Origin of the sequence: Paraburkholderia sp. JHI869 (genome assembly GCF_038900775.1) — a bacterium.
Classification (GTDB): Bacteria; Pseudomonadota; Gammaproteobacteria; order Burkholderiales; family Burkholderiaceae; genus Paraburkholderia.
Window position 1 is genome coordinate 258,865 of the sequence record NZ_JAYMSC010000002.1, and the last position, 17,614, is coordinate 276,478.

Here is a 17,614-nt window from a genome sequence, read left to right on the forward strand (position 1 = left end):
CACACTGCCAGGCCCGATAAAGGCCGCTTACGTATGCGACGGCGCACCGCCCCAACCGGGCGGTGCGCCGCGCGTCGACTGCGGCGCACCGCCGCCGCAGACCGCAACAGGATCCTTCTCCATGTCCCTCTACTCGCTTCTGGGCGCGCTCGAGATCGGCTTGATCTTCAGTCTCGTGGCCCTCGGGGTGCTGATCTCGTTTCGCATCCTCAACTTCCCCGATCTCACCGTCGACGGTAGCTTCCCGCTGGGCGGCGCCGTGGCGGCCACGCTCATCGCCGCCGGTCACGATCCGTTTCTCGCTACCGCCTGTGCGATCGTTGCGGGCGCAATCGCCGGCTTCATCACCGGCTGGCTCAACGTGCGCCTGAAAATCATGGATCTGCTCGCGAGCATCCTGATGATGATCGCGCTCTACTCGATCAACCTGCGCGTGATGGGCGCGCCGAACGTACCGCTCATTTCCGAAGCCACGGTATTCACGATCATCCAGCCCGCGTGGCTGCCCGACTACGTGCTGCGCCCACTCGCGCTGCTGGTCGTCGTGCTGGCCGCGAAGTTCGGCCTGGACTGGTTCTTCTCGTCGCAATACGGTCTCGCGCTGCGCGCAACGGGCGCGAACCCGCGCATGGCGCGCGCGCAGGGCATCGCCACGGGCCGCGCGACGCTCGCCGGCATGGCGCTCTCCAACGCGCTCGTCGCGCTGGCTGGCGCACTCTTCGCGCAAACCCAGGGCGGCTCGGACATTTCGATGGGCATCGGCACCATCGTGATCGGCCTTGCGGCCGTGATCATCGGCGAGAGCATCCTGCCCGCGCGCCGGCTCATGCTCACCACGCTCGCCGCCGTGCTCGGCGCGATTCTTTATCGCTTCTTCATTGCGCTCGCTCTCAATAGCGACTTCATCGGCCTCAAGGCGCAGGACCTGAACCTCGTGACCGCCGTGCTCGTGACGTTCGCGCTCGTGCTGCCTGCCACGCGCAAGAAGCTGTTCGGCCGCAAGAACGGGAGGGCATGACATGCTCAGCGCCAAAGACCTCAAACTGACTTTCAACCCCGGCACGCCGATCGAAACGCGCGCGCTGCGCGGCCTCACGCTCGAAATCCCGAGCGGCCAGTTCGTGGCCGTGATCGGTTCGAACGGCGCGGGCAAGTCCACCTTCCTCAACGCGATCAGCGGCGACCAGAGGGTGGATGGCGGCACGATCACCATCGACGGCCAGGACGTCACGAAGAAACAGGCATGGGACCGCGCGCATCTCGTCGCACGCGTGTTCCAGGACCCGATGGCCGGCACCTGCGAGGCGCTCACCATCGAAGAAAACATGGCGCTCGCGATGGCGCGCGGCAAGCGCCGCGGCTTCGGACCCGCGCTGAAAAAGCAGGACCGCGAGCTGTTTCGCGCGAAGCTGCGCCTCTTGAATCTGGGTCTGGAAAATCGTTTGACCGATCGTATCGGCCTGCTCTCTGGCGGCCAGCGTCAGGCGGTGAGTCTGCTGATGGCGTCGCTGCAGCCTTCGCGCATCCTGCTGCTCGACGAGCACACGGCGGCGCTCGATCCGAAAACGGCTGCGTTCGTGCTGGAACTGACTGCGCGTATCGTGGAAGAGGCGAAGCTCACGACCATGATGGTCACGCACAGCATGCGCCAGGCGCTCGACTACGGCCAGCGCACGGTGATGCTGCATCAGGGCCAGGTGGTGCTCGACGTGTCGGGCGAGGCACGCCGCGGCCTCGACGTGCCGGACCTGCTGCGCATGTTCGAGCAGAACCGCCACGAGAAGCTCGACGACGACGCGCTGCTGCTGGGGTAAAAAGACAAAGAGGCACTAAAAAGCCCGCCCCTCGTTCGAGGTGGCGGGCGCTTTCTTTTCCATCCGATTAATTCGGATTCCGACTTAATAGATCACCGCTGGCGTCAGGACGTTTTCGAATACTTGAACGTCCCCTGCGCGCTCGCGATCAGCAGGCGGTCGTCCACCCACGCTTCCGCGCGCGCAAAGAAGATCGAGCGGCCGCCACGCTCCAGAAACCCCTTCGCGCGCACGAACTGGCCTAGCCCCTTATCGAGGTAGTTGGTCGTGAGCGAGAGCGTGAAGCCATGACGCGGCGGCTCGCCGACCGGCGCGAAGAGCCCGGCATAACCGGCCGCGGCGTCGAGCAGCGTGGCAATCGCGCCGCCTTGCAGCACACCCTGGCGATTGAGCTTCGAGGCGTCGATGGGCATGACGAGTTCCGCGTAGCCCTCGCGCCACTGCGCGACGCTCACACCGAGCGTTTCAAGAAACGGATTGTCCACGGCGAATTGCGACATACGCTGCCTTCCTTGCATTATCTGGCGATGCGTTCGATTATAGGGTGGCTGCCGCAATGCCGCAGCGGGCCGCGTGGCCGGCCGTGCGACTGTTCAGCGAAATTCCGCGCAACTGTACATGGCCAGCGCTGCCGCGCCGCACAACACTGCCTGATGGCGCCCCAAGCGCGCCTTCTCATACAACCACTTCCGGTAAATCAAGGTACCCAAGATGAACGACAACGCGCTCCGCCCCGATCCGCTGACCCCTTCGCGCACCGCCGCGGCGGCGGCGGCCGAGGCCGCGCCCGTGCCTTGCCCCACTGTCGATACGCTCGACCGCATCCTGCCCGAGGAGCCGCTCCTCATGATGGGCGCGGGCCCCGTGCCGATTCCCGACGCCGTGGCCAAGGCCAATACCGTCGTCATCAATCACCTCGGCGACACCATGGCGCGCGTCATTCACCAGGTGAAGACGATGGCGCGCTACGTGTTCCAGACACGCTCAAACTGGGTGCTCGGCGTGGCTGGCCCAGGCTCGGCCGCCATGGAAATGGCGATCTCGAACCTCGCGTGGCCAGGCACCCGCGTGCTCTCCATCGTCAACGGCTTCTTCAGCCAGCGCATGGCCGAAATGGCGGGCCGCGTGGGCGCCGAGGTCACCACACTCGACGTAGCCGACCGCGAGATCGCCTCGCTCGACGCCGTGGCGCAGGCCATCGAGCGCACGCGCCCGGCGGTCGTCACGATCGTGCACGGCGAAACGTCGAACACGGTATGGAACCGCGAACTCAAGGAAATCGTGCAGCTCGCCAAGGCCGCCGGCGCGCTCGTGGTCGTGGACGCCGTCTGCACGCTCAGCACCATGCCGCTGGAAATGGACGCCTGGGGCATCGACGTCGTGATCACGGGCGGCCAAAAGGGCCTCTCGTCGATCCCGGGCGTCTCGCTCATCGCCTTCTCGGACGCCGCATGGGAACGCGTGCGCACGCGCACCGCGCCGAACACCCACTGGTGTCTCGACGCCATGCTCGCCGAAAACTTCTGGCACAACGCCGGCTATCACTACACCGCGCCCGTCTCGGGCGTGCTGGCGCTGCACGAGGCGCTGCGCCTCGTGTGCACGGAAACGCTCGAAAAGCGCTTTGCGCGCCACCTGCGCTGCTCGCTCGCGCTGCAAAGCGGCGTGAGCGCGCTGGGCCTCGCACTCTATACGCCGCAAACGTGCCGCCTGAACTCCGTGGTCGGCATCGGGCTGCCCGAGGGCGTGAGCGCGCGCGAGGTGTGCAACCACATCTCGCAGCAATACCAGGTGGAGATTGCCGGATCGTTCGGTCTCCCGATCGTTCGCATCGGGCAGATGGGCGAGCAGTGCCGCGAGCACAATCTCTTTCGCACCGTGCACGCGCTAGGCCGCACGATGAGCGATCTTGGCGTGAAGGTCGATCTGCCCGCCGGGGTTGCCGCGCTCGAAGAGTCGCTTTCGGCGAACTCACGCGAAGCGCGACGTTAAGCGCTTCAAGCGGCTTGACGCACCGCGCGGCCGCTCAACAACTCAAACGCGCCGCGCGCGGACGCAGATGAACGCCGGGGCCTGCACCAGTTCTGCGTGCAGCGCCGGCGACACTGCCTTCATTTCCGGCTGAGGCACGGGCTCCAGCACGCGATCGATGACCCAGCCCGTTTCCATGAGTGCGTTGAAGATATCGGCAAGCGGGCGCCTGAAGGCTTCCACCCACGGCTTCGGCTCGCCGAAGCCGCCCCAGTGCAGGCCGAATCGCGTCGTCTCGAAGTAGGTGCGCGAACCGCGCGTGCGCGTGTCGATCCAGTCGCGCATGGGATGCGACATCGAAAATACCAGTACCGCGCCGGGGCGCGCCACGCGATGAAACTCCTGAAAAGTGGGCGTGAGGTGCTCCACGTAGTCGAGCGCCAGCGAGCACACGATGCGGTCGACCGAAGCACTCGCGAGCCAGTCGAGTGGCCGCGCGAGGTCGCCCTGTACGATCTCGACCGCGAGTCCCGCGCAACGCGTCTTCGCCAGGTCGACCATGGCGGGCGTGACGTCGAAGGCCTGCACGCGCGCCCCTTCGCCCGCCAGTTCCGCGCTCACGATGCCTGGCCCGCAGCCCGCGTCGAGCACGTCGAGCCCCGCCACCGCGCCTAGCAGCGAGCGCGTGGCGGGCCGTTCATAGAGCGCGTTGTGCGGCTTGACGGGAGCCTGCTCGGCGTAGCGTTGCGCGAACTGCGTGTAGCTGGCGCGGCCGGGAGGTTCATTGGATGCGGTGGGGTTCTTGTCGTCGGTGGACATCAGAGCGGCTGGATGGCGATTGGGTACGCTATTGTCCACCGTTTCTCGCTCGCCCACCAACGCCCCTCTCTAGAACAGCACCGAAATCCCCGCCATGCCGACGAACTGTGCGTTCGTCGACGAAGGCGTCGCGTTCTGCGAGTCGCCCACGGTTGCCGCGGCGCCAGTTATAGCGCCCGTTGCGCCGAGCGTCTGCCCGCTCGCGCGCTGATACGCCTGCAACGCATAGAGCGTGGTGCGTTTCGAAAGATGCCACGACTCGCGCAACGAGTATTGCCGATAGCGCGCCGCGTTCGTGATGCCGTTCGCCTTCGCGGCGAGCGTGTACGAGAACGCGCCCGCTAGATCGAACGCAGGCGTCGCGCGCCATGCCGCCAGCGCGCCATAGGTATTGAACACGGCAGTATTCGCGAACCCGGCGGTGCCGCCCGCGAGGTATTGCACATTGGTGTAGTTCAAGCCGAACGTAAAGTCGCCCAGCGTGTAGTTGCCCGCCGCGGCGATGTTCTGCACCGCGCGCGCCGAAGCGTAGCCGCGATTCACCGCCGAAACGGCAAACGAGCCCGACGCGTTCGGATCGAAATTTTGCGTGCGCCCCGTGTTATTGAGGCGCAGATAGCCGGCCGCGAGGCTCAGCGGGCCTCCCGTATAGCGCAGCGCGGCGCTCAGGCTCTGCCCCGCGCCAGGGCTGCCGGCTATGCCGCTGAAGCCGTACAGCACGCTTGCGCTCACGCCCTTGAACATGGGGGATGTATAGGTGAGCGCACTGTTGATGCGCACTGTCGTGTCGAGGCTGTCATAGTCGCCGGGGTGGGCGCCGGTCGCGCCCGTGGTCCAGTTGCTCGAGGCGAGCGGCCCGACGAAAAGCATGTAGGGCGTGTACTGGCGGCCCATCGTGAGCGTACCGTAGGTGTCGTTGGCGAGACCTGCGTAGGCCTGCCGGTTGAAGAGCAGCCCGGCCGACGATGCGGCGCCCGTGTTCGCATCGAAGCCCGCCTGAAGATCGAAGATCGCGCGGGTGCCGCCGCCCAGATCTTCACTGCCGCGAAGTCCAAACTTGGAGGCGTAAAGGTTTCCCTGCCGCAGATAGACATTCGAGCTGCCGTTCTGGTTGTTGACGTAGCTGATTGCATCGTCGACCACGCCGTATAACGTCACATTGGATTGCGCTTGAACGGACGCCATCTCGCAGAGTGCTGCCGCAAGCAGGGCGCCGCGCAGTTTGTCGTGCGCTTTCATCAGGTCTCCTTATGTTATTGAATGGACTGGCCCACCAACCGGGGCAACCGATCGATCACGTCATCCGACAACCGACATCACAGAAAGGCGCAGCCATCGTAGATTTGCGCCTGGATGCCGTCAAGCGCACCGCCCGTGGTACGCGGGCATTTCATAACAAAGGCGTGATTTCGCTCAAGCTGGAGAAATATAAAGCGCTTGAGGCGCGCGCTGACGTTACGCGCCTTGCCCGCGCATCTTGACACCTGTTGGGCGCAAACTTAGCATCGGCGAATCCATAGATGTGCGTCATCGTATAACTGGAGACGAGCACCGGCACCAATTGCCCGCGTGCAAAGCCATCTTTAATTAGTACAGTGAACTGATTTCGAAGCGCAACGCCTCACCGCGCCGAGAAACAGGAGGAGACAAAACTTGAAAACAGTCAAAGGCCTGCGCTGGTGGATCATCGCCCTCGTTTGCGCGGGCACCATCCTGAACTACCTCGCGCGCAATTCGTTGGCGGTGCTCGCGCCCGAACTCCGTCACGTGTTGAGCTTCAGCACGCAGCAGTATTCGTATATCGTCGCGGCCTTTCAGATTGGCTACACCATCATGCAGCCGGTTTGCGGCATCATCGTCGACCTGCTGGGCTTGCGCATCGGCTTCACGCTGTTTGCCGCGTTGTGGTCGGCGGCGGGCGTCATGCATGGCTTCGCCACGGGCTGGCTTTCGCTTGGCGCCATGCGCGGCCTGCTGGGACTGTTCGAAGCCGCCGCCATTCCCTCGGGCATGAAGGCCGTGGCGGAATGGTTTCCGGACCGGCAAAAGTCGGTGGCAGTCGGCTACTTCAATGCGGGCACGTCGCTCGGCGCCGTGCTCGCACCGCCCGTCGTCATTTTCTTTTCGCTGCGCTATGGCTGGCAAACGGCTTTCATCGTGACGGGCGCGGTCGGCTTCATCTGGGCCGCCGCCTGGTACGCGCTCTATCGCGCGCCCGGCGCCCACCCACGCATTAGCGAGGGCGAACGCACGTTCATCACGAAGGGACAACACCGCCCTCCCACGCATGGCAAGGCAAGCACGCGCGAGGTCGTCGCCTCGCGGCGCTTCTGGGCGATCGCGCTGCCGCGTTTTTTCGCGGAACCCGCCTGGCAGACTTTCAGCTTCTGGATCCCGCTCTATCTGGCCACTGAACGCCATATGGATCTCAAGCAGATTGCCGCGTTCGCATGGCTGCCCTTCGTCGCCGCGGATCTGGGCGGCATTCTCGGCGGCTATCTCTCGCCCTTCCTGATGCGCCACTTCCGGTTGCCGCTGTTGTGGTCGCGCGTGGCGGGCGTGGTGCTCGGCGCGTTCATGATGATCGGGCCCGCGTGCATCGGGCTCGTCGCTTCACCGTATATGGCGATCGCGCTCTTTTGCGTCGGCGGCTTCGCCCACCAGATGATCTCCGCACTCGTCAACACGCTCGCCGCCGACGTGTTCGATCCGCGCGAAGTCGGCACGGCAAGCGGCTTCGCGGGCATGGCCGCCTGGATTGGCGGCCTGAGCTTCTCGCTGGTGGTCGGCGCGCTCGCCGACAAGGTGGGTTACGGCCCGCTGTTCGCGAGTCTCGGCGCGTTCGACCTGATCGGCGCCGCACTGCTCGTGTGGCTCATCCGCGGGCAGTCCCGCAGCGACTACAAGCTGGCGCGCGCTTGACGCCCCATACAGCACCGGCCAGGACAAACAAGGAATACCGATGACAACGCTCCTCCATCCCCCCACGTTCGCGCTCGCAAACCATGAGGCGCACCATCTGCGCCTCGAAAGCGCGCAGGGCGCCGCAATCGACGTCTTCGTGCTCGAAGAAGATATCGTGCGCGTACGCGTGCTGCCGGACGGCCGTGCGCATGGGCCGCGCACGTGGGCCATTGCGCCGGGGCTCGACGACGTTCCCTACGAAGGCCGCGACCGGCTCGACGCGAGCGGCTTCACGCTGCCTTCATTCGGATTCCTTTCCAACCCGGACGAGATCCGCGTCGAGACCTCGCAGATCCGGCTCACCATTGCGCTGGCCGGTGGCCACTGCACGTGGGAGATGCGTCGCGACGGCGACTGGCACTGCGTGTTGCAAGACCGCGCGACGCAGGCCGGCAACTTTGGCTGGTGGGACGAGCGCATCTACCATTACGTGCGCCGCCTGCCGGGCGAGATGTACATGGGGCTCGGCGAACGCGCCGGCTCGCTCGACCGCGCGAACCAGCGCTACCGCATGACCAACGTCGATGCGATGGGTTACAACGCGGAGACCACCGATCCGCTCTACAAGCACATCCCCTTCTATTTGACCTGGCAGCGCGAAACGCGCCTCGGTTTCGGGCTCTTCTACGACACGCTCGCGGACTGCACCTTCGACATGGGCCGCGAGCTGGACAACTATCACGGCCCCTACCGCCATTTCATCGCCGATCACGGCGATCTCGACTACTACTTCATCGCCTCGCCGCAAACGCCGCTCGGGGCCGTGCGGCGCTTCACGTGGCTCACGGGCCGCCCGGCGCTCATGCCGAAGTGGGGCCTCGGCTACTCGGGCTCGACCATGAGCTACACCGACGCGCCCGACGCGCAGCGCCGCATGGGCGAATTCCTCGAGCGTTGCCGCGAGCACGACATGCTTTGCGACTCGTTTCACCTGTCGTCGGGCTATACGTCGATCGGCGCGAAGCGCTACGTCTTCAACTGGAATCACGAGAAGTTTCCTGACATATCGCGTTTCGTTCAGGACTACCTGGAAAATGGCGTCAAGCTCTGCGCGAACATCAAGCCGTGTCTGCTGCGCGATCATCCAGAGTTCGAACAAACCGCGCGCGACGGCTTGCTGATCGCGGAGCGCAATGGCGAACCGGCGTGGGTCCAGTTCTGGGATGAAATAGGCGCGTATATCGACTTCACGAACCCCGCCGCCGCTCTCTGGTGGAAGCAGCACGTGAAGGACGCGCTGCTGCGTTATGGCATCGCCGCCACCTGGAACGACAACAACGAGTATGAGATCTGGTCGCCCCGCGCCATGGTCCACGGCTTCGGCACGCCGTGGCCCGCGCGTGAAACGAAGGTCCTGCAAACGCTGCTGATGATGCGTGCCTCGCGCGACGCGCAGCGCGAGCACGCGCCCAATACACGCCCCTTCCTCGTTTCGCGCTCGGGCGGCGTGGGCATGCATCGCTATGTGCAGACCTGGTCGGGCGACAACTCCACCTCGTGGGAAACGCTGCGCTACAACCTGAAAATGGGCCTGGGGCTGGCGCTTTCGGGCGTGTCGAACATCGGCCACGATATCGGCGGCTTCTCGGGCCCCGCGCCCGATCCCGAACTGTTCATCCGCTGGATACAGTTCGGCGTGTGGATGCCGCGCTTTTCCATTCACTCCTGGAACGACGACGCCACCGTCAACGAGCCGTGGATGTACCCGCAGCTCACGCCCCAGGTTTCGGCGCTCATCAAGCTGCGCTACCGTCTGCTGCCGTATCTGTATCAGTTGCTCTGGGACTCGACGATGCACTACGAGCCCGTGCTGCGCCCGACCTTCGCCGAGTTTCCCGCTGACGCGCGCTGCTACGCCGAATCCGACGACATGATGGTCGGCGCTGCGCTGCTCGCGGCGCCCGTGGTCGAGCCGGGGCAAACGGAGCGCGAAGTGTGGCTCCCAACCGGTGCGCGCTGGACCTGCTACTGGAGCGGCGACCAGTTCGAGGGCGGCCAGAGCGTGACGCTGCGCGCGCCGTGGGACCGGCCCGTCATGCTGGTGCGCGAAGGCAGCGTGATTGCGCTGAATGTCGCCGAGCAGCAGTTCGGGCATCGCGCCGACCGGCGGGCGTTCATCGTCGTGCCTTTCGCGGGCAGCGAGCGCGTGTGCCGCGGCTACGTGGAGGACGATGGCGAAACCGAGGCGTGGCGGCAAGGGGCGTTCGGCGAGTGGATCGTCAGCGCGCAAGGGGACGCGATCACTCTCACGCTCGCCGTCGAAGTGGCCGGGGCAATGCCGCACAAGCAAAGCACGGCCGAAATCCTTCTGCCCGCAAGCGAGGCGCGCAGCGTGGCCGTGGCCGCGGGGCGCATCGTCGAGAACGAACTGACGGCCGGCTGGCGCCGTATCGTCATCGAACTTTGTTGATGTACCGGGAAATAACCAGACTGGACACTTTCGCGCCATGGCGCTCGCGCCGCTCGGCCCTACGATGCAGATACGCCCGGACCGCTTGATCGGGCGTCGAAAACATCAATGGAGACGAGCATGAGACGACTGACACAGCGACTGACACAGCGAGTGGCGCGCGCAATCGCCGCCATGGCGCTCGTGGCAATCAGCGCGGGCGCCATGGCGGCGAACGGCAAATTCGTGGTGATATCGCATGCCCCCGATGCGGATCCGTTCTGGAACGTCGTGAAGAACGGCATCGCCGACGCCCAGAAGGATTTCGGCGTCACGGTCGATTATCGCAATCCGCAGAACGGCGACCTCTCCGACATGGTACGCATGCTCGAGCAGGCCGCCGCCCACAACTACGACGGCGTGGCGACGACGATTGCCGACTTCGACGTGATTCAGAGCCGCGTCAAAACCATCGTGAACAAGGGCATTCCCGTCATCACGTTCAACTCGGGGACCGCGCAGCAAAACGCAGCGCTCGGCGCGTTGCTGCACATCGGCCAGCCGGAATACGAAGCGGGCAAGGAAGCCGGCATGCGCGCCCGTGCGGCCGGCATCAAGTCGTTTCTGTGCGTGAACAACAATGTGACCAATCCCCTGTCGTTCGAGCGCTGCCGCGGTTTTGCCGAAGCGATCGGCGCCAACGCGAAGGACTCGATGCTCGACTCCGGCAACGACCCGACCGAAGTCGAGAACAAGGTCTCCGCCGCGCTGCGCCAGCGTCCGGGCACGCAGGCCGTGCTCGCGCTCGGGCCCACGTCGGCGGTGCCCGCCATGCGCGCGATCGCGAGACTCGGACTCAGCAACAAGATCTTCTTCGCGACGTTCGACCTGACGCCCGAGATCGACAAGGGAATCGAGGCGGGCACGGTCGCCTTCGCGATCGATCAACAGCCCTACCTGCAAGGCTATATCCCGGTCGCGCTGCTGGCGATCATGAAGCAGGAGAAGACGCACGACATCCACAAGGCCGTTGCAGCCTTGCAGGCCAACGCGCAATTTCAGCAGCGCATCAAGATGTACGGCCTGACCCCGCGCTTCACGCCCGACGGCGTCGACACGGGCCCCGGTTTCGTCACGCGCAGCAACGTGGCGCTCGTCGAAAAATACGCCGGCCAGTACCGCTGATACCCCACCCCGCATGGCGGGCCGCCCTTGCCCGCCCTTGCATGCCCTTGTACGCCCCTGCGCGCCTTCAGCCATTTGCCCGCGAAAAGCCCACGCAAACGCGACCCCGGTTATCATCGCGCTCTTGCGTGCGCGTTCCCGCTTTCCGTCCTCCGACTGCGATCCGGATGCGCGCCGCATGACGCAACCGCATCCGCAGGCAATTCGCCGGTAACTGAAAGCAACCGCAGGCAAACGATGTCCTCCATCCCTTTCGACGCCATCCTCTTCGACTGTGACGGCGTTCTCGTCGACTCCGAACGCATTACGCACGTGGTGCTCACGCAGATGCTGGGCGAACTTGGCTGGACGCTCTCCGTGGACGAAGCCATGGGCATCTTCGTCGGCAAGGCCGTGAAAGACGAAGCCGCGCGCATCGAGGCGCATACGGGCTTCGCGATTACGGATGCCTGGCTCGGAGGCTTTCGCGCGCGCCGCAACGCGGCGCTCGAGCGCGATCTCGTCGAGATTCCCGGCGCGCCCGCCGCCGTGCGCGCGGTGCACGGGGCCATGCAGGGGCGCATCGCCGTCGCCTCGGGCGCGGACCGGCGCAAGGTCGAACTGCAACTGCGCAAGGTGAACCTGCTCGACTGCTTCGAAGGTCACGTCTACAGCGGCCACGAAACCCCGCGCAGCAAGCCACATCCCGATGTCTATCTCGCGGCGGCTGCCGGTCTTGGCGTGGCGCCCGAGCGCTGTGCCGTGATCGAGGATACGGTCACGGGCGCGCGCGCGGGCCTCGCCGCGGGCGCCACCGTGTTCGGCTACAGCCCGCCCGAGCCCGGCCACAGCAGCGCACAGGCGCTGGTCGATGCAGGCGTCGCGCACGTATTCACCGACATGGTGCAGCTTCCCGCGCTGCTTTCCCGCTGGTCAAATAGTTAAGCGCCTATTAAACAGCGGCGCGTTCCTCCCGCACTGTTGGCCCTGCGCATCACCGCGCACCACATAGAAAGCAGGCCGCGCACGACTCGCATACCATCCGAGTCGTGGCGCTGCGAAAGAAAAAGATAGTTTGCTATCGAATCGCTTTGGGCTATCATCCGCCGATGTCGAATCTTCATACTTTACGCCTTGCGGTTAGCAGCTCGCTCGTCCTGGCGGCACGCAAATGGCGGCGCACGACGCACGGCGCCCTCACCGCATACAACGTCTCCGAGGCGTGCGCCGCGCCGCTCCTCACCGCCGGGCGCCTTGGCGAAGCCGTGCGTCAGGTGACGCTCGCAGAGCACGTGGGCATAGAAGGCCCTTCGCTCGTGCGCCTGCTCGACCAGCTCTGCGCCGCCGGCCTCGTGCGCCGCGACGAGGACCCCGACGACCGCCGCGCCAAGACAATCTCGCTGACCCGCGAAGGCCGCGCCGTAACCGAGCGCATGGAGGACGAACTGCGTTCGCTGCGCGCGCGCGTGCTCAAGGGCGTGAGCCGCGCCGACCTCGAAGCCACGCTGCGCGTGCTCAACGCGTTCAATGAAGCACCGGCCGCAGACCAGGCCGACCGAGCCTTACACGACTGAAAGCAGAAAGCGGCCCCATGACCTACCCCTCCATCCGCGACTGGCTCTTTTCGGTCAAGACCTTCGCCGCGTCGATGCTCGCGCTCTATATCGCGCTCATATTCCAGCTGCCGCGTCCCTACTGGGCGATGGCGAGCGTGTACATCGTCTCGAACCCCTTCGTGGGCGCCACGCGCTCGAAGGCGCTGTATCGCGCGCTCGGCACGGCGCTCGGCGCGGCCGCCGCCATCGCGCTCGTGCCGCCTTTCGTCGAAACGCCGCTGCTCTTCAGCGTGATCGTCGCCACGTGGACAGGCACGCTGCTCTATCTGGCAATCTCGGATCGTACCGCTCGCAGTTATGTGTTCATGCTCGCGGGCTACACCATGCCGCTCATCGCGCTGCCCACCGTGACCGATCCCACCACGATCTTCGATGTGGCCATCGCGCGCACGCAGGAAATCACGCTCGGCATCATTTGCGCGAGCGTGGTGGGCAGCAACATCCTGCCGAGCCGCCTCGCGCCCACACTGATCGAACGCGCCGACGCGTGGTTCCGCGACGCCGCCTGGTACGGCAGCGAAACGCTCTCGGGCCATATCGTCGGCAAGGCGCTTTCGGCCTGCCGCCAGCGCATGGCGGCCACGGTGAACCAGCTCGAATTCCTGCTGAGCCAGTTGAGCTACGACCACGCGCACCCGGAAATCCTCGCGCGCGCCGAGTCGCTGCGCGGGCGCATGCTGCTCTTTCTGCCGATGATTTCCGCGCTCGCCGACCCGCTCATCGCGCTGCGCCGCGACCTGAATGTCTGGCCCGAAGGCCTCGACAGCCTGCTGGACGATGCGGCCCGCTGGTTCAGCGAGCCGCTGCCCACCCGCGCCGCCGAGATGCACGACGACGCGGGCGACGCGACGGCGGAAACCCTCCGCAAACGCATCGCCGCGCTCCAGCCCGCGCGCGACGCGCTCGCGAGCTGGCAAGGCGCACTGCTATCCAACGCACTCTGGCGCCTCGGCCAGGTGATCGATGTCTGGCAGGACTGCCGCGCGCTGCGTGCGCTCATCGCGCACGAAGCGGGCAGCACATGGCGGCCGCGCTATCGCCACTGGCGGATGGGCGGCACCGAGCGCTTCTACGACCGCGGCCTCATGCTGTTCTCGTGCCTGGTGCCCGTGAGTGCGATCCTCGTGGCCTGCTGGCTGTGGGTGAGTTCGGGCTGGCACGACGGCGCGGGCGCGGTGACGCTCGCGGCCGTGGCCTGCTGCTTCTTTGCGGCGTCCGACGAGCCCGCGCCGCTCGTGTTCCGCTTCTTCCTTGCCACGGCGGCGAGCGTGGTGTTCGCGGGCCTGTACCTGTTCGTCGCGCTGCCCAAGGTGCACGATTTCGCCATGCTCGTACTGCTGTTCGCGGGGCCGTTCATCCTGATCGGCACGCTCATCCCGCGCCCGGCTTTCAATATGGTGACGATGCTCGTGGCCGTGAACACTGCGACCTTCATCAGCGTGCAAGGCGCCTACGAGGCCGACTTCCTCGTGTTCCTCAACAGCAATATCGCGGGCGTGGCGGGCCTCTTGTTCGCCTATTTGTGGACGCGCGCCACCCGCCCGTTCGGCGCCGAGTTCGCAGCGAAGCGCCTGTTGCGCTCGAGCTGGAGCGATGTCGCGCTCTCGGCCTCGCACACGGCCATCGCGGATCAGCGCAACCTCACCTCGCGCATGCTCGACCGGCTCATGCAGATCATTCCGCGACTCGCAGCCTCCGACGAGCATCGCCATCCGTCGGTCGAGAGCTTTCGCGATCTGCGCATCGCGCTCAATGCACTCGATTTGCGCCGCTCGCTGCGCAAGCTCGACAGCGAAGTGACCGATTCGATCGACCGCGTGCTTACCGGCGTGAGCGACCACTACGCGCGTTGCGCGCGCGAAAGCGTGCGCCAGGACGCGCCGCTCGCCCTGCGCGAGAACATCGACGACGCCATGCGGCGCGTCGCGGCCCATGCCCGCGCGCAACTGCCGCCCGCCACCGCGTCCGACGCCGATGTGCAGCCTGCGCCGCGTGCGCTCGTCTCGCAGCGCTGGCTGAGCAACACGCTGCACGCGCTCGTGGGCATGCGGCTCGCGCTCTACCCGGCTATGTCGGCGCAGTCGCCTTCAAACCCGGAGGCCACGGTATGAGCGCGCATCCCTCTTATCCTTTTTCGAAACCCGCATCATGATCGGCGAAATCGATATCTTTGGCGTGTTCGTGCCCGCCGTGCTGGTGCTAATGTTCATCGCATACCTCATCAATGCCGTGATCACCAGGGTGCTCGCGCGCGTCGGCTTTTACCGGCTCGTGTGGCATCGTTCCATTTTCGATCTCGGCATTTATGTGTTTGTGCTGGCTGCCGTCGTCATCGTGTCGCATCGCTTCGTGAAATAACGTGAACGTGAAAAAAACCTGGTTCTCCGCAGGACAGATCCTGCTGACGCTCATCGTCGTCGTGGTCGCCGCCCTCGTGCTGTGGCGCATCGTCAACTACTACATGTTCTCGCCGTGGACGCGCGACGGCCGCGTGCGCGCCGACGTGATCCAGGTCGCGCCCGACGTGGGCGGCCTCATCACCGGCGTCGACGTCGTCGACAACCAGCAGGTCAAGCAAGGCCAGGTGCTGTTCGTGATCGACCAGGCGCGCTACTCGCTCGCACTGCGCCTCGCCCAGGCCACGCTCGAGCAGCGCAAGGCCACGCTCGCGCAGGCGAAGCGCGAATACGCGCGCAATATCGGGCTCGGCAATCTCGTGGCGGCGGAAACACTCGAAGAAAGCCGCACGCGTGTCGATCAGGGCGAAGCGGCGGCGGCGGACGCTCAGGTCCAGGTCGACACCGCCAGGCTCAATCTTCAGCGCACGACGATCGTGAGCCCCGTGGACGGCTATTTGAACGACCGCGCGCCGCGCGTTGGCGAGTACGTCACGGCGGGCCACGCGGTGGTCGCCGTCGTCGACATGCATTCGTTCCGCGTGGATGGCTACTTCGAAGAAACGCGCCTGCACGGCATTCAGATCGGCCAGCCCGTGGAGATCACGGTGATGGGCGAGACGCGCCCGCTGCGCGGTCATGTGCAAAGCATCGTCGCGGCGATCGAGGACCGCGACCGCCAGGCGGCGCCGAATCTGCTGCCGAACGTGAACCCGGCGTTCAGCTGGGTGCGTCTCGCGCAGCGCATTCCGGTGCGCGTGGCGCTCGACGAAGTGCCCGCGGATTTCCGCATGATCGCGGGCCGCACGGCTACCGTGGCCGTGCGCACGGAGGCGACGAACGACCGCCGGGCCGCAGGCGCGAACCATGCAAGCGGCGCGCTCGCCTCGCAGCCCGCAGTGGGTGCGAGCGCCCCCGCCGCTTCTGAGACTGCGTCCCAGGCTGCCGGAGCTTCGCAATGACACGCCGCAGTCTCTGGCGCAGCTTTGCCGTTACACCGCTCACGCTCGCGCTGGGCGCGTGCATGACGCTCGGGCCGAACTACCACGTGCCGCAAGAAGCCGTGGTCAATGCGCCGCTCGCCCAAGGGCCGATTGACGGCGCGGACCGCGCGCCGGTCTCGCAACTGGGCGTGCCCGCCAACTGGTGGCAGCTTTACGACGACCCCGCGCTCAACGAGCTCGTGCAGGAAGCGCTGAAGTCGAATACGGACCTGCGCGTAGCAGCCGCGAACCTCGCGCGCTCGCGTGCGGCGGTCGACATCGCGAACGCTCAGGGCGGCTTCTCGGGCAATGCGCATGCCGCCGTCGAGCGCGCGCAGGTGTCGGGCGAGCAGTTCCTCCTGTTCGAAAAGGTGCCTGTCGCGACCCTGGGCGACCTCGGCATCAACGTGTCGTACGAATTCGATTTGTTCGGCAAGCTCAGGCGCGGCGTGGAAGCCGCGAACGCGGACGACGCGGCCGTGGAAGCCGCGGCCGATCTCGCGCGCATCACCGTGGTCGCCAGCGTGGCGCAGGCTTATGTGGAGTCGTGCTCGGCCGCCGAGGAACTGGAGATCGCGAAGGAATCGCTCAAGCTGCAGCAAGAGCGCGTGGCGCTCACGAAGCGCCTGCGCGACGCGGGCCGCGGCAACCAGCCCGACGTCACGCGCGGCCAGACCCAGGCCAACACGATCGCCGCCGATATCCCGCGCTTCGAGGGTCGCCGCCGCGTGGCGCAGTATCAGCTCGCCATGCTGCTCGCGCGCGCGCCCAAGGACCTGCCGCCCGCCGCGCTCGCGTGCAAACGCCTGCCCAAACTCAAGCAGCCGATTCCCGTGGGCGACGGCGCCGCGCTCCTCAAGCGCCGCCCCGACGTGCGCGAGGCCGAGCGCCAGCTCGCGGCATCGACGGCGCGCATTGGCGTGGCGATCGCCTCGATGTACCCCGACGTCACGTTCGGCGCGGGCGTGGGCACGATCGGCCTGACTAGCGATCTGTTCACCCCCGCGACCAACGCGTGGTCATTCGGACCCCTGATCAGCTGGACCTTCCCGGTCAACGGGCAGCGCGACCGCGTGCGTGCTGCGGAAGCGGCCACAGGCGGCGCGCTCGCGCACTTCGACGGCGTGGTGCTCAACGCGCTGCGCGAAACCCAGTCGAGCCTCGCGACCTATGCCGCCGACGACCAGCGCGCCGATGCGCTGCGCACGGCCTACACGTCCGCGCAGCAGTCGGCGGACGAAACGCATCGTCTCTATGCGGCGGGGCGCGAACCGTTCCTCTCCGATCTCGACGCTACGCGCACGCTCACCAGCGTGCACGCGCAGGTCGCGGCGGCAGAAGGCCAGGTCTCGCTCGACCAGGTGCGGTTGTTCCTCGCGCTCGGCGGCGGCTGGGAAGGGAATCGGCAAACGCTGCAGCAGCAAGGGGCGCAGGGGACGCAACCCGCGCCGGCCGCAGCCGCCGCAGCGTCGGCACCTCCGCCCGCGAATTAAATCGC

Annotated in this window: 15 protein-coding genes; 12 read left to right on the forward strand and 3 right to left on the reverse strand. The window is 66.1% G+C overall.

The window, feature by feature from the left end; genetic code table 11:
• Positions 1–121 precede the first annotated feature (121 nt).
• Both VSR72_RS04460 and VSR72_RS04465 read left to right on the forward strand, forming a co-directional pair.
• Positions 122–1,018, forward strand: a complete 897-nt coding sequence (locus VSR72_RS04460) for an ABC transporter permease (RefSeq protein ID WP_342951212.1) — start codon at positions 122–124, stop codon at positions 1,016–1,018.
• A 1-nt stretch (position 1,019) separates the two neighbouring features.
• Positions 1,020–1,814: an ABC transporter ATP-binding protein gene (locus tag VSR72_RS04465; RefSeq protein ID WP_342951213.1), complete on the forward strand. Its 795-nt coding sequence runs from the start codon at positions 1,020–1,022 to the stop codon at positions 1,812–1,814.
• Between the two features lie 104 nt (positions 1,815–1,918).
• Here VSR72_RS04465 and VSR72_RS04470 read toward each other — a convergent pair whose 3' ends face one another.
• Positions 1,919–2,314 (reverse strand): PaaI family thioesterase, encoded by a 396-nt coding sequence (locus VSR72_RS04470; RefSeq protein ID WP_342951214.1) that lies wholly within the window; start codon positions 2,312–2,314, stop codon positions 1,919–1,921.
• Between the two features lie 346 nt (positions 2,315–2,660).
• On the opposite strand from VSR72_RS04470, the gene VSR72_RS04475 reads away from it, so the two are divergent.
• Complete coding sequence (locus VSR72_RS04475; protein ID WP_342951566.1) at positions 2,661–3,806, forward strand: alanine--glyoxylate aminotransferase family protein; 1,146 nt, start codon at positions 2,661–2,663, stop codon at positions 3,804–3,806.
• Between the two features lie 42 nt (positions 3,807–3,848).
• On the opposite strand, the gene VSR72_RS04480 is transcribed toward VSR72_RS04475, so the two are convergent.
• A complete protein-coding gene (locus tag VSR72_RS04480; protein ID WP_342951215.1) occupies positions 3,849–4,604 on the reverse strand; it encodes a class I SAM-dependent methyltransferase in 756 nt (251 codons plus the stop codon).
• Between the two features lie 69 nt (positions 4,605–4,673).
• Positions 4,674–5,843 carry a porin gene (locus VSR72_RS04485; protein ID WP_342951216.1) on the reverse strand — a complete coding sequence of 390 codons (1,170 nt, stop codon included), beginning with the start codon at positions 5,841–5,843 and terminating at the stop codon, positions 4,674–4,676.
• Between the two features lie 414 nt (positions 5,844–6,257).
• On the opposite strand from VSR72_RS04485, the gene VSR72_RS04490 reads away from it, so the two are divergent.
• The 9 genes from VSR72_RS04490 (at position 6,258) to VSR72_RS04530 (ending at position 17,609) form a co-directional block, all read left to right on the forward strand.
• The gene (locus VSR72_RS04490) at positions 6,258–7,526 is read left to right on the forward strand and encodes an MFS transporter (RefSeq protein ID WP_342951217.1); all 1,269 of its coding nucleotides are present in this window, start codon (positions 6,258–6,260) and stop codon (positions 7,524–7,526) included.
• Between the two features lie 40 nt (positions 7,527–7,566).
• Positions 7,567–9,978, forward strand: a complete 2,412-nt coding sequence (locus tag VSR72_RS04495) for a glycoside hydrolase family 31 protein (RefSeq protein ID WP_342951218.1) — start codon at positions 7,567–7,569, stop codon at positions 9,976–9,978.
• Between the two features lie 120 nt (positions 9,979–10,098).
• On the forward strand, positions 10,099–11,142 hold the full coding sequence (locus VSR72_RS04500) for a sugar ABC transporter substrate-binding protein (RefSeq protein ID WP_342951219.1): 1,044 nt from the start codon (positions 10,099–10,101) through the stop codon (positions 11,140–11,142).
• A 237-nt stretch (positions 11,143–11,379) separates the two neighbouring features.
• On the forward strand, positions 11,380–12,066 hold the full coding sequence (locus tag VSR72_RS04505) for an HAD family phosphatase (RefSeq protein ID WP_342951220.1): 687 nt from the start codon (positions 11,380–11,382) through the stop codon (positions 12,064–12,066).
• A gap of 164 nt (positions 12,067–12,230) precedes the next feature.
• The gene (locus VSR72_RS04510; RefSeq protein ID WP_342951221.1) at positions 12,231–12,695 is read left to right on the forward strand and encodes a MarR family transcriptional regulator; all 465 of its coding nucleotides are present in this window, start codon (positions 12,231–12,233) and stop codon (positions 12,693–12,695) included.
• Positions 12,696–12,712: 17 nt separating this feature from the next.
• Entirely contained in the window at positions 12,713–14,848 is a 2,136-nt protein-coding gene (locus VSR72_RS04515) for an FUSC family protein (protein ID WP_342951222.1), read from the forward strand.
• A gap of 37 nt (positions 14,849–14,885) precedes the next feature.
• Positions 14,886–15,095: a DUF1656 domain-containing protein gene (locus VSR72_RS04520; RefSeq protein WP_342951223.1), complete on the forward strand. Its 210-nt coding sequence runs from the start codon at positions 14,886–14,888 to the stop codon at positions 15,093–15,095.
• A gap of 7 nt (positions 15,096–15,102) precedes the next feature.
• Positions 15,103–16,095 (forward strand): HlyD family secretion protein, encoded by a 993-nt coding sequence (locus tag VSR72_RS04525; protein ID WP_342951567.1) that lies wholly within the window; start codon positions 15,103–15,105, stop codon positions 16,093–16,095.
• Positions 16,092–17,609 (forward strand): efflux transporter outer membrane subunit, encoded by a 1,518-nt coding sequence (locus VSR72_RS04530; RefSeq protein ID WP_342951224.1) that lies wholly within the window; start codon positions 16,092–16,094, stop codon positions 17,607–17,609. Before VSR72_RS04525 ends, VSR72_RS04530 begins: the two co-directional genes overlap by 4 nt.
• Positions 17,610–17,614 lie beyond the last annotated feature (5 nt).

Excerpts from the sequence above, each read along its gene's own strand:
- VSR72_RS04480 (WP_342951215.1), bottom strand. The coding sequence starts at position 4,604 with ATGTCCACCGACGACAAGAACCCCACCGCATCCAATGAACCTCCCGGC.
- VSR72_RS04485 (WP_342951216.1), bottom strand. The coding sequence starts at position 5,843 with ATGAAAGCGCACGACAAACTGCGCGGCGCCCTGCTTGCGGCAGCACTC.
- VSR72_RS04475 (WP_342951566.1), top strand. The coding sequence starts at position 2,661 with ATGATGGGCGCGGGCCCCGTGCCGATTCCCGACGCCGTGGCCAAGGCC.
- VSR72_RS04495 (WP_342951218.1), top strand. The coding sequence starts at position 7,567 with ATGACAACGCTCCTCCATCCCCCCACGTTCGCGCTCGCAAACCATGAG.
- VSR72_RS04530 (WP_342951224.1), top strand. The coding sequence starts at position 16,092 with ATGACACGCCGCAGTCTCTGGCGCAGCTTTGCCGTTACACCGCTCACG.
- VSR72_RS04520 (WP_342951223.1), top strand. The coding sequence starts at position 14,886 with ATGATCGGCGAAATCGATATCTTTGGCGTGTTCGTGCCCGCCGTGCTG.
- VSR72_RS04460 (WP_342951212.1), top strand. The coding sequence starts at position 122 with ATGTCCCTCTACTCGCTTCTGGGCGCGCTCGAGATCGGCTTGATCTTC.
- VSR72_RS04465 (WP_342951213.1), top strand. The coding sequence starts at position 1,020 with ATGCTCAGCGCCAAAGACCTCAAACTGACTTTCAACCCCGGCACGCCG.
- VSR72_RS04505 (WP_342951220.1), top strand. The coding sequence starts at position 11,380 with ATGTCCTCCATCCCTTTCGACGCCATCCTCTTCGACTGTGACGGCGTT.
- VSR72_RS04470 (WP_342951214.1), bottom strand. The coding sequence starts at position 2,314 with ATGTCGCAATTCGCCGTGGACAATCCGTTTCTTGAAACGCTCGGTGTG.
- VSR72_RS04510 (WP_342951221.1), top strand. The coding sequence starts at position 12,231 with ATGTCGAATCTTCATACTTTACGCCTTGCGGTTAGCAGCTCGCTCGTC.
- VSR72_RS04515 (WP_342951222.1), top strand. The coding sequence starts at position 12,713 with ATGACCTACCCCTCCATCCGCGACTGGCTCTTTTCGGTCAAGACCTTC.
- VSR72_RS04500 (WP_342951219.1), top strand. The coding sequence starts at position 10,099 with ATGAGACGACTGACACAGCGACTGACACAGCGAGTGGCGCGCGCAATC.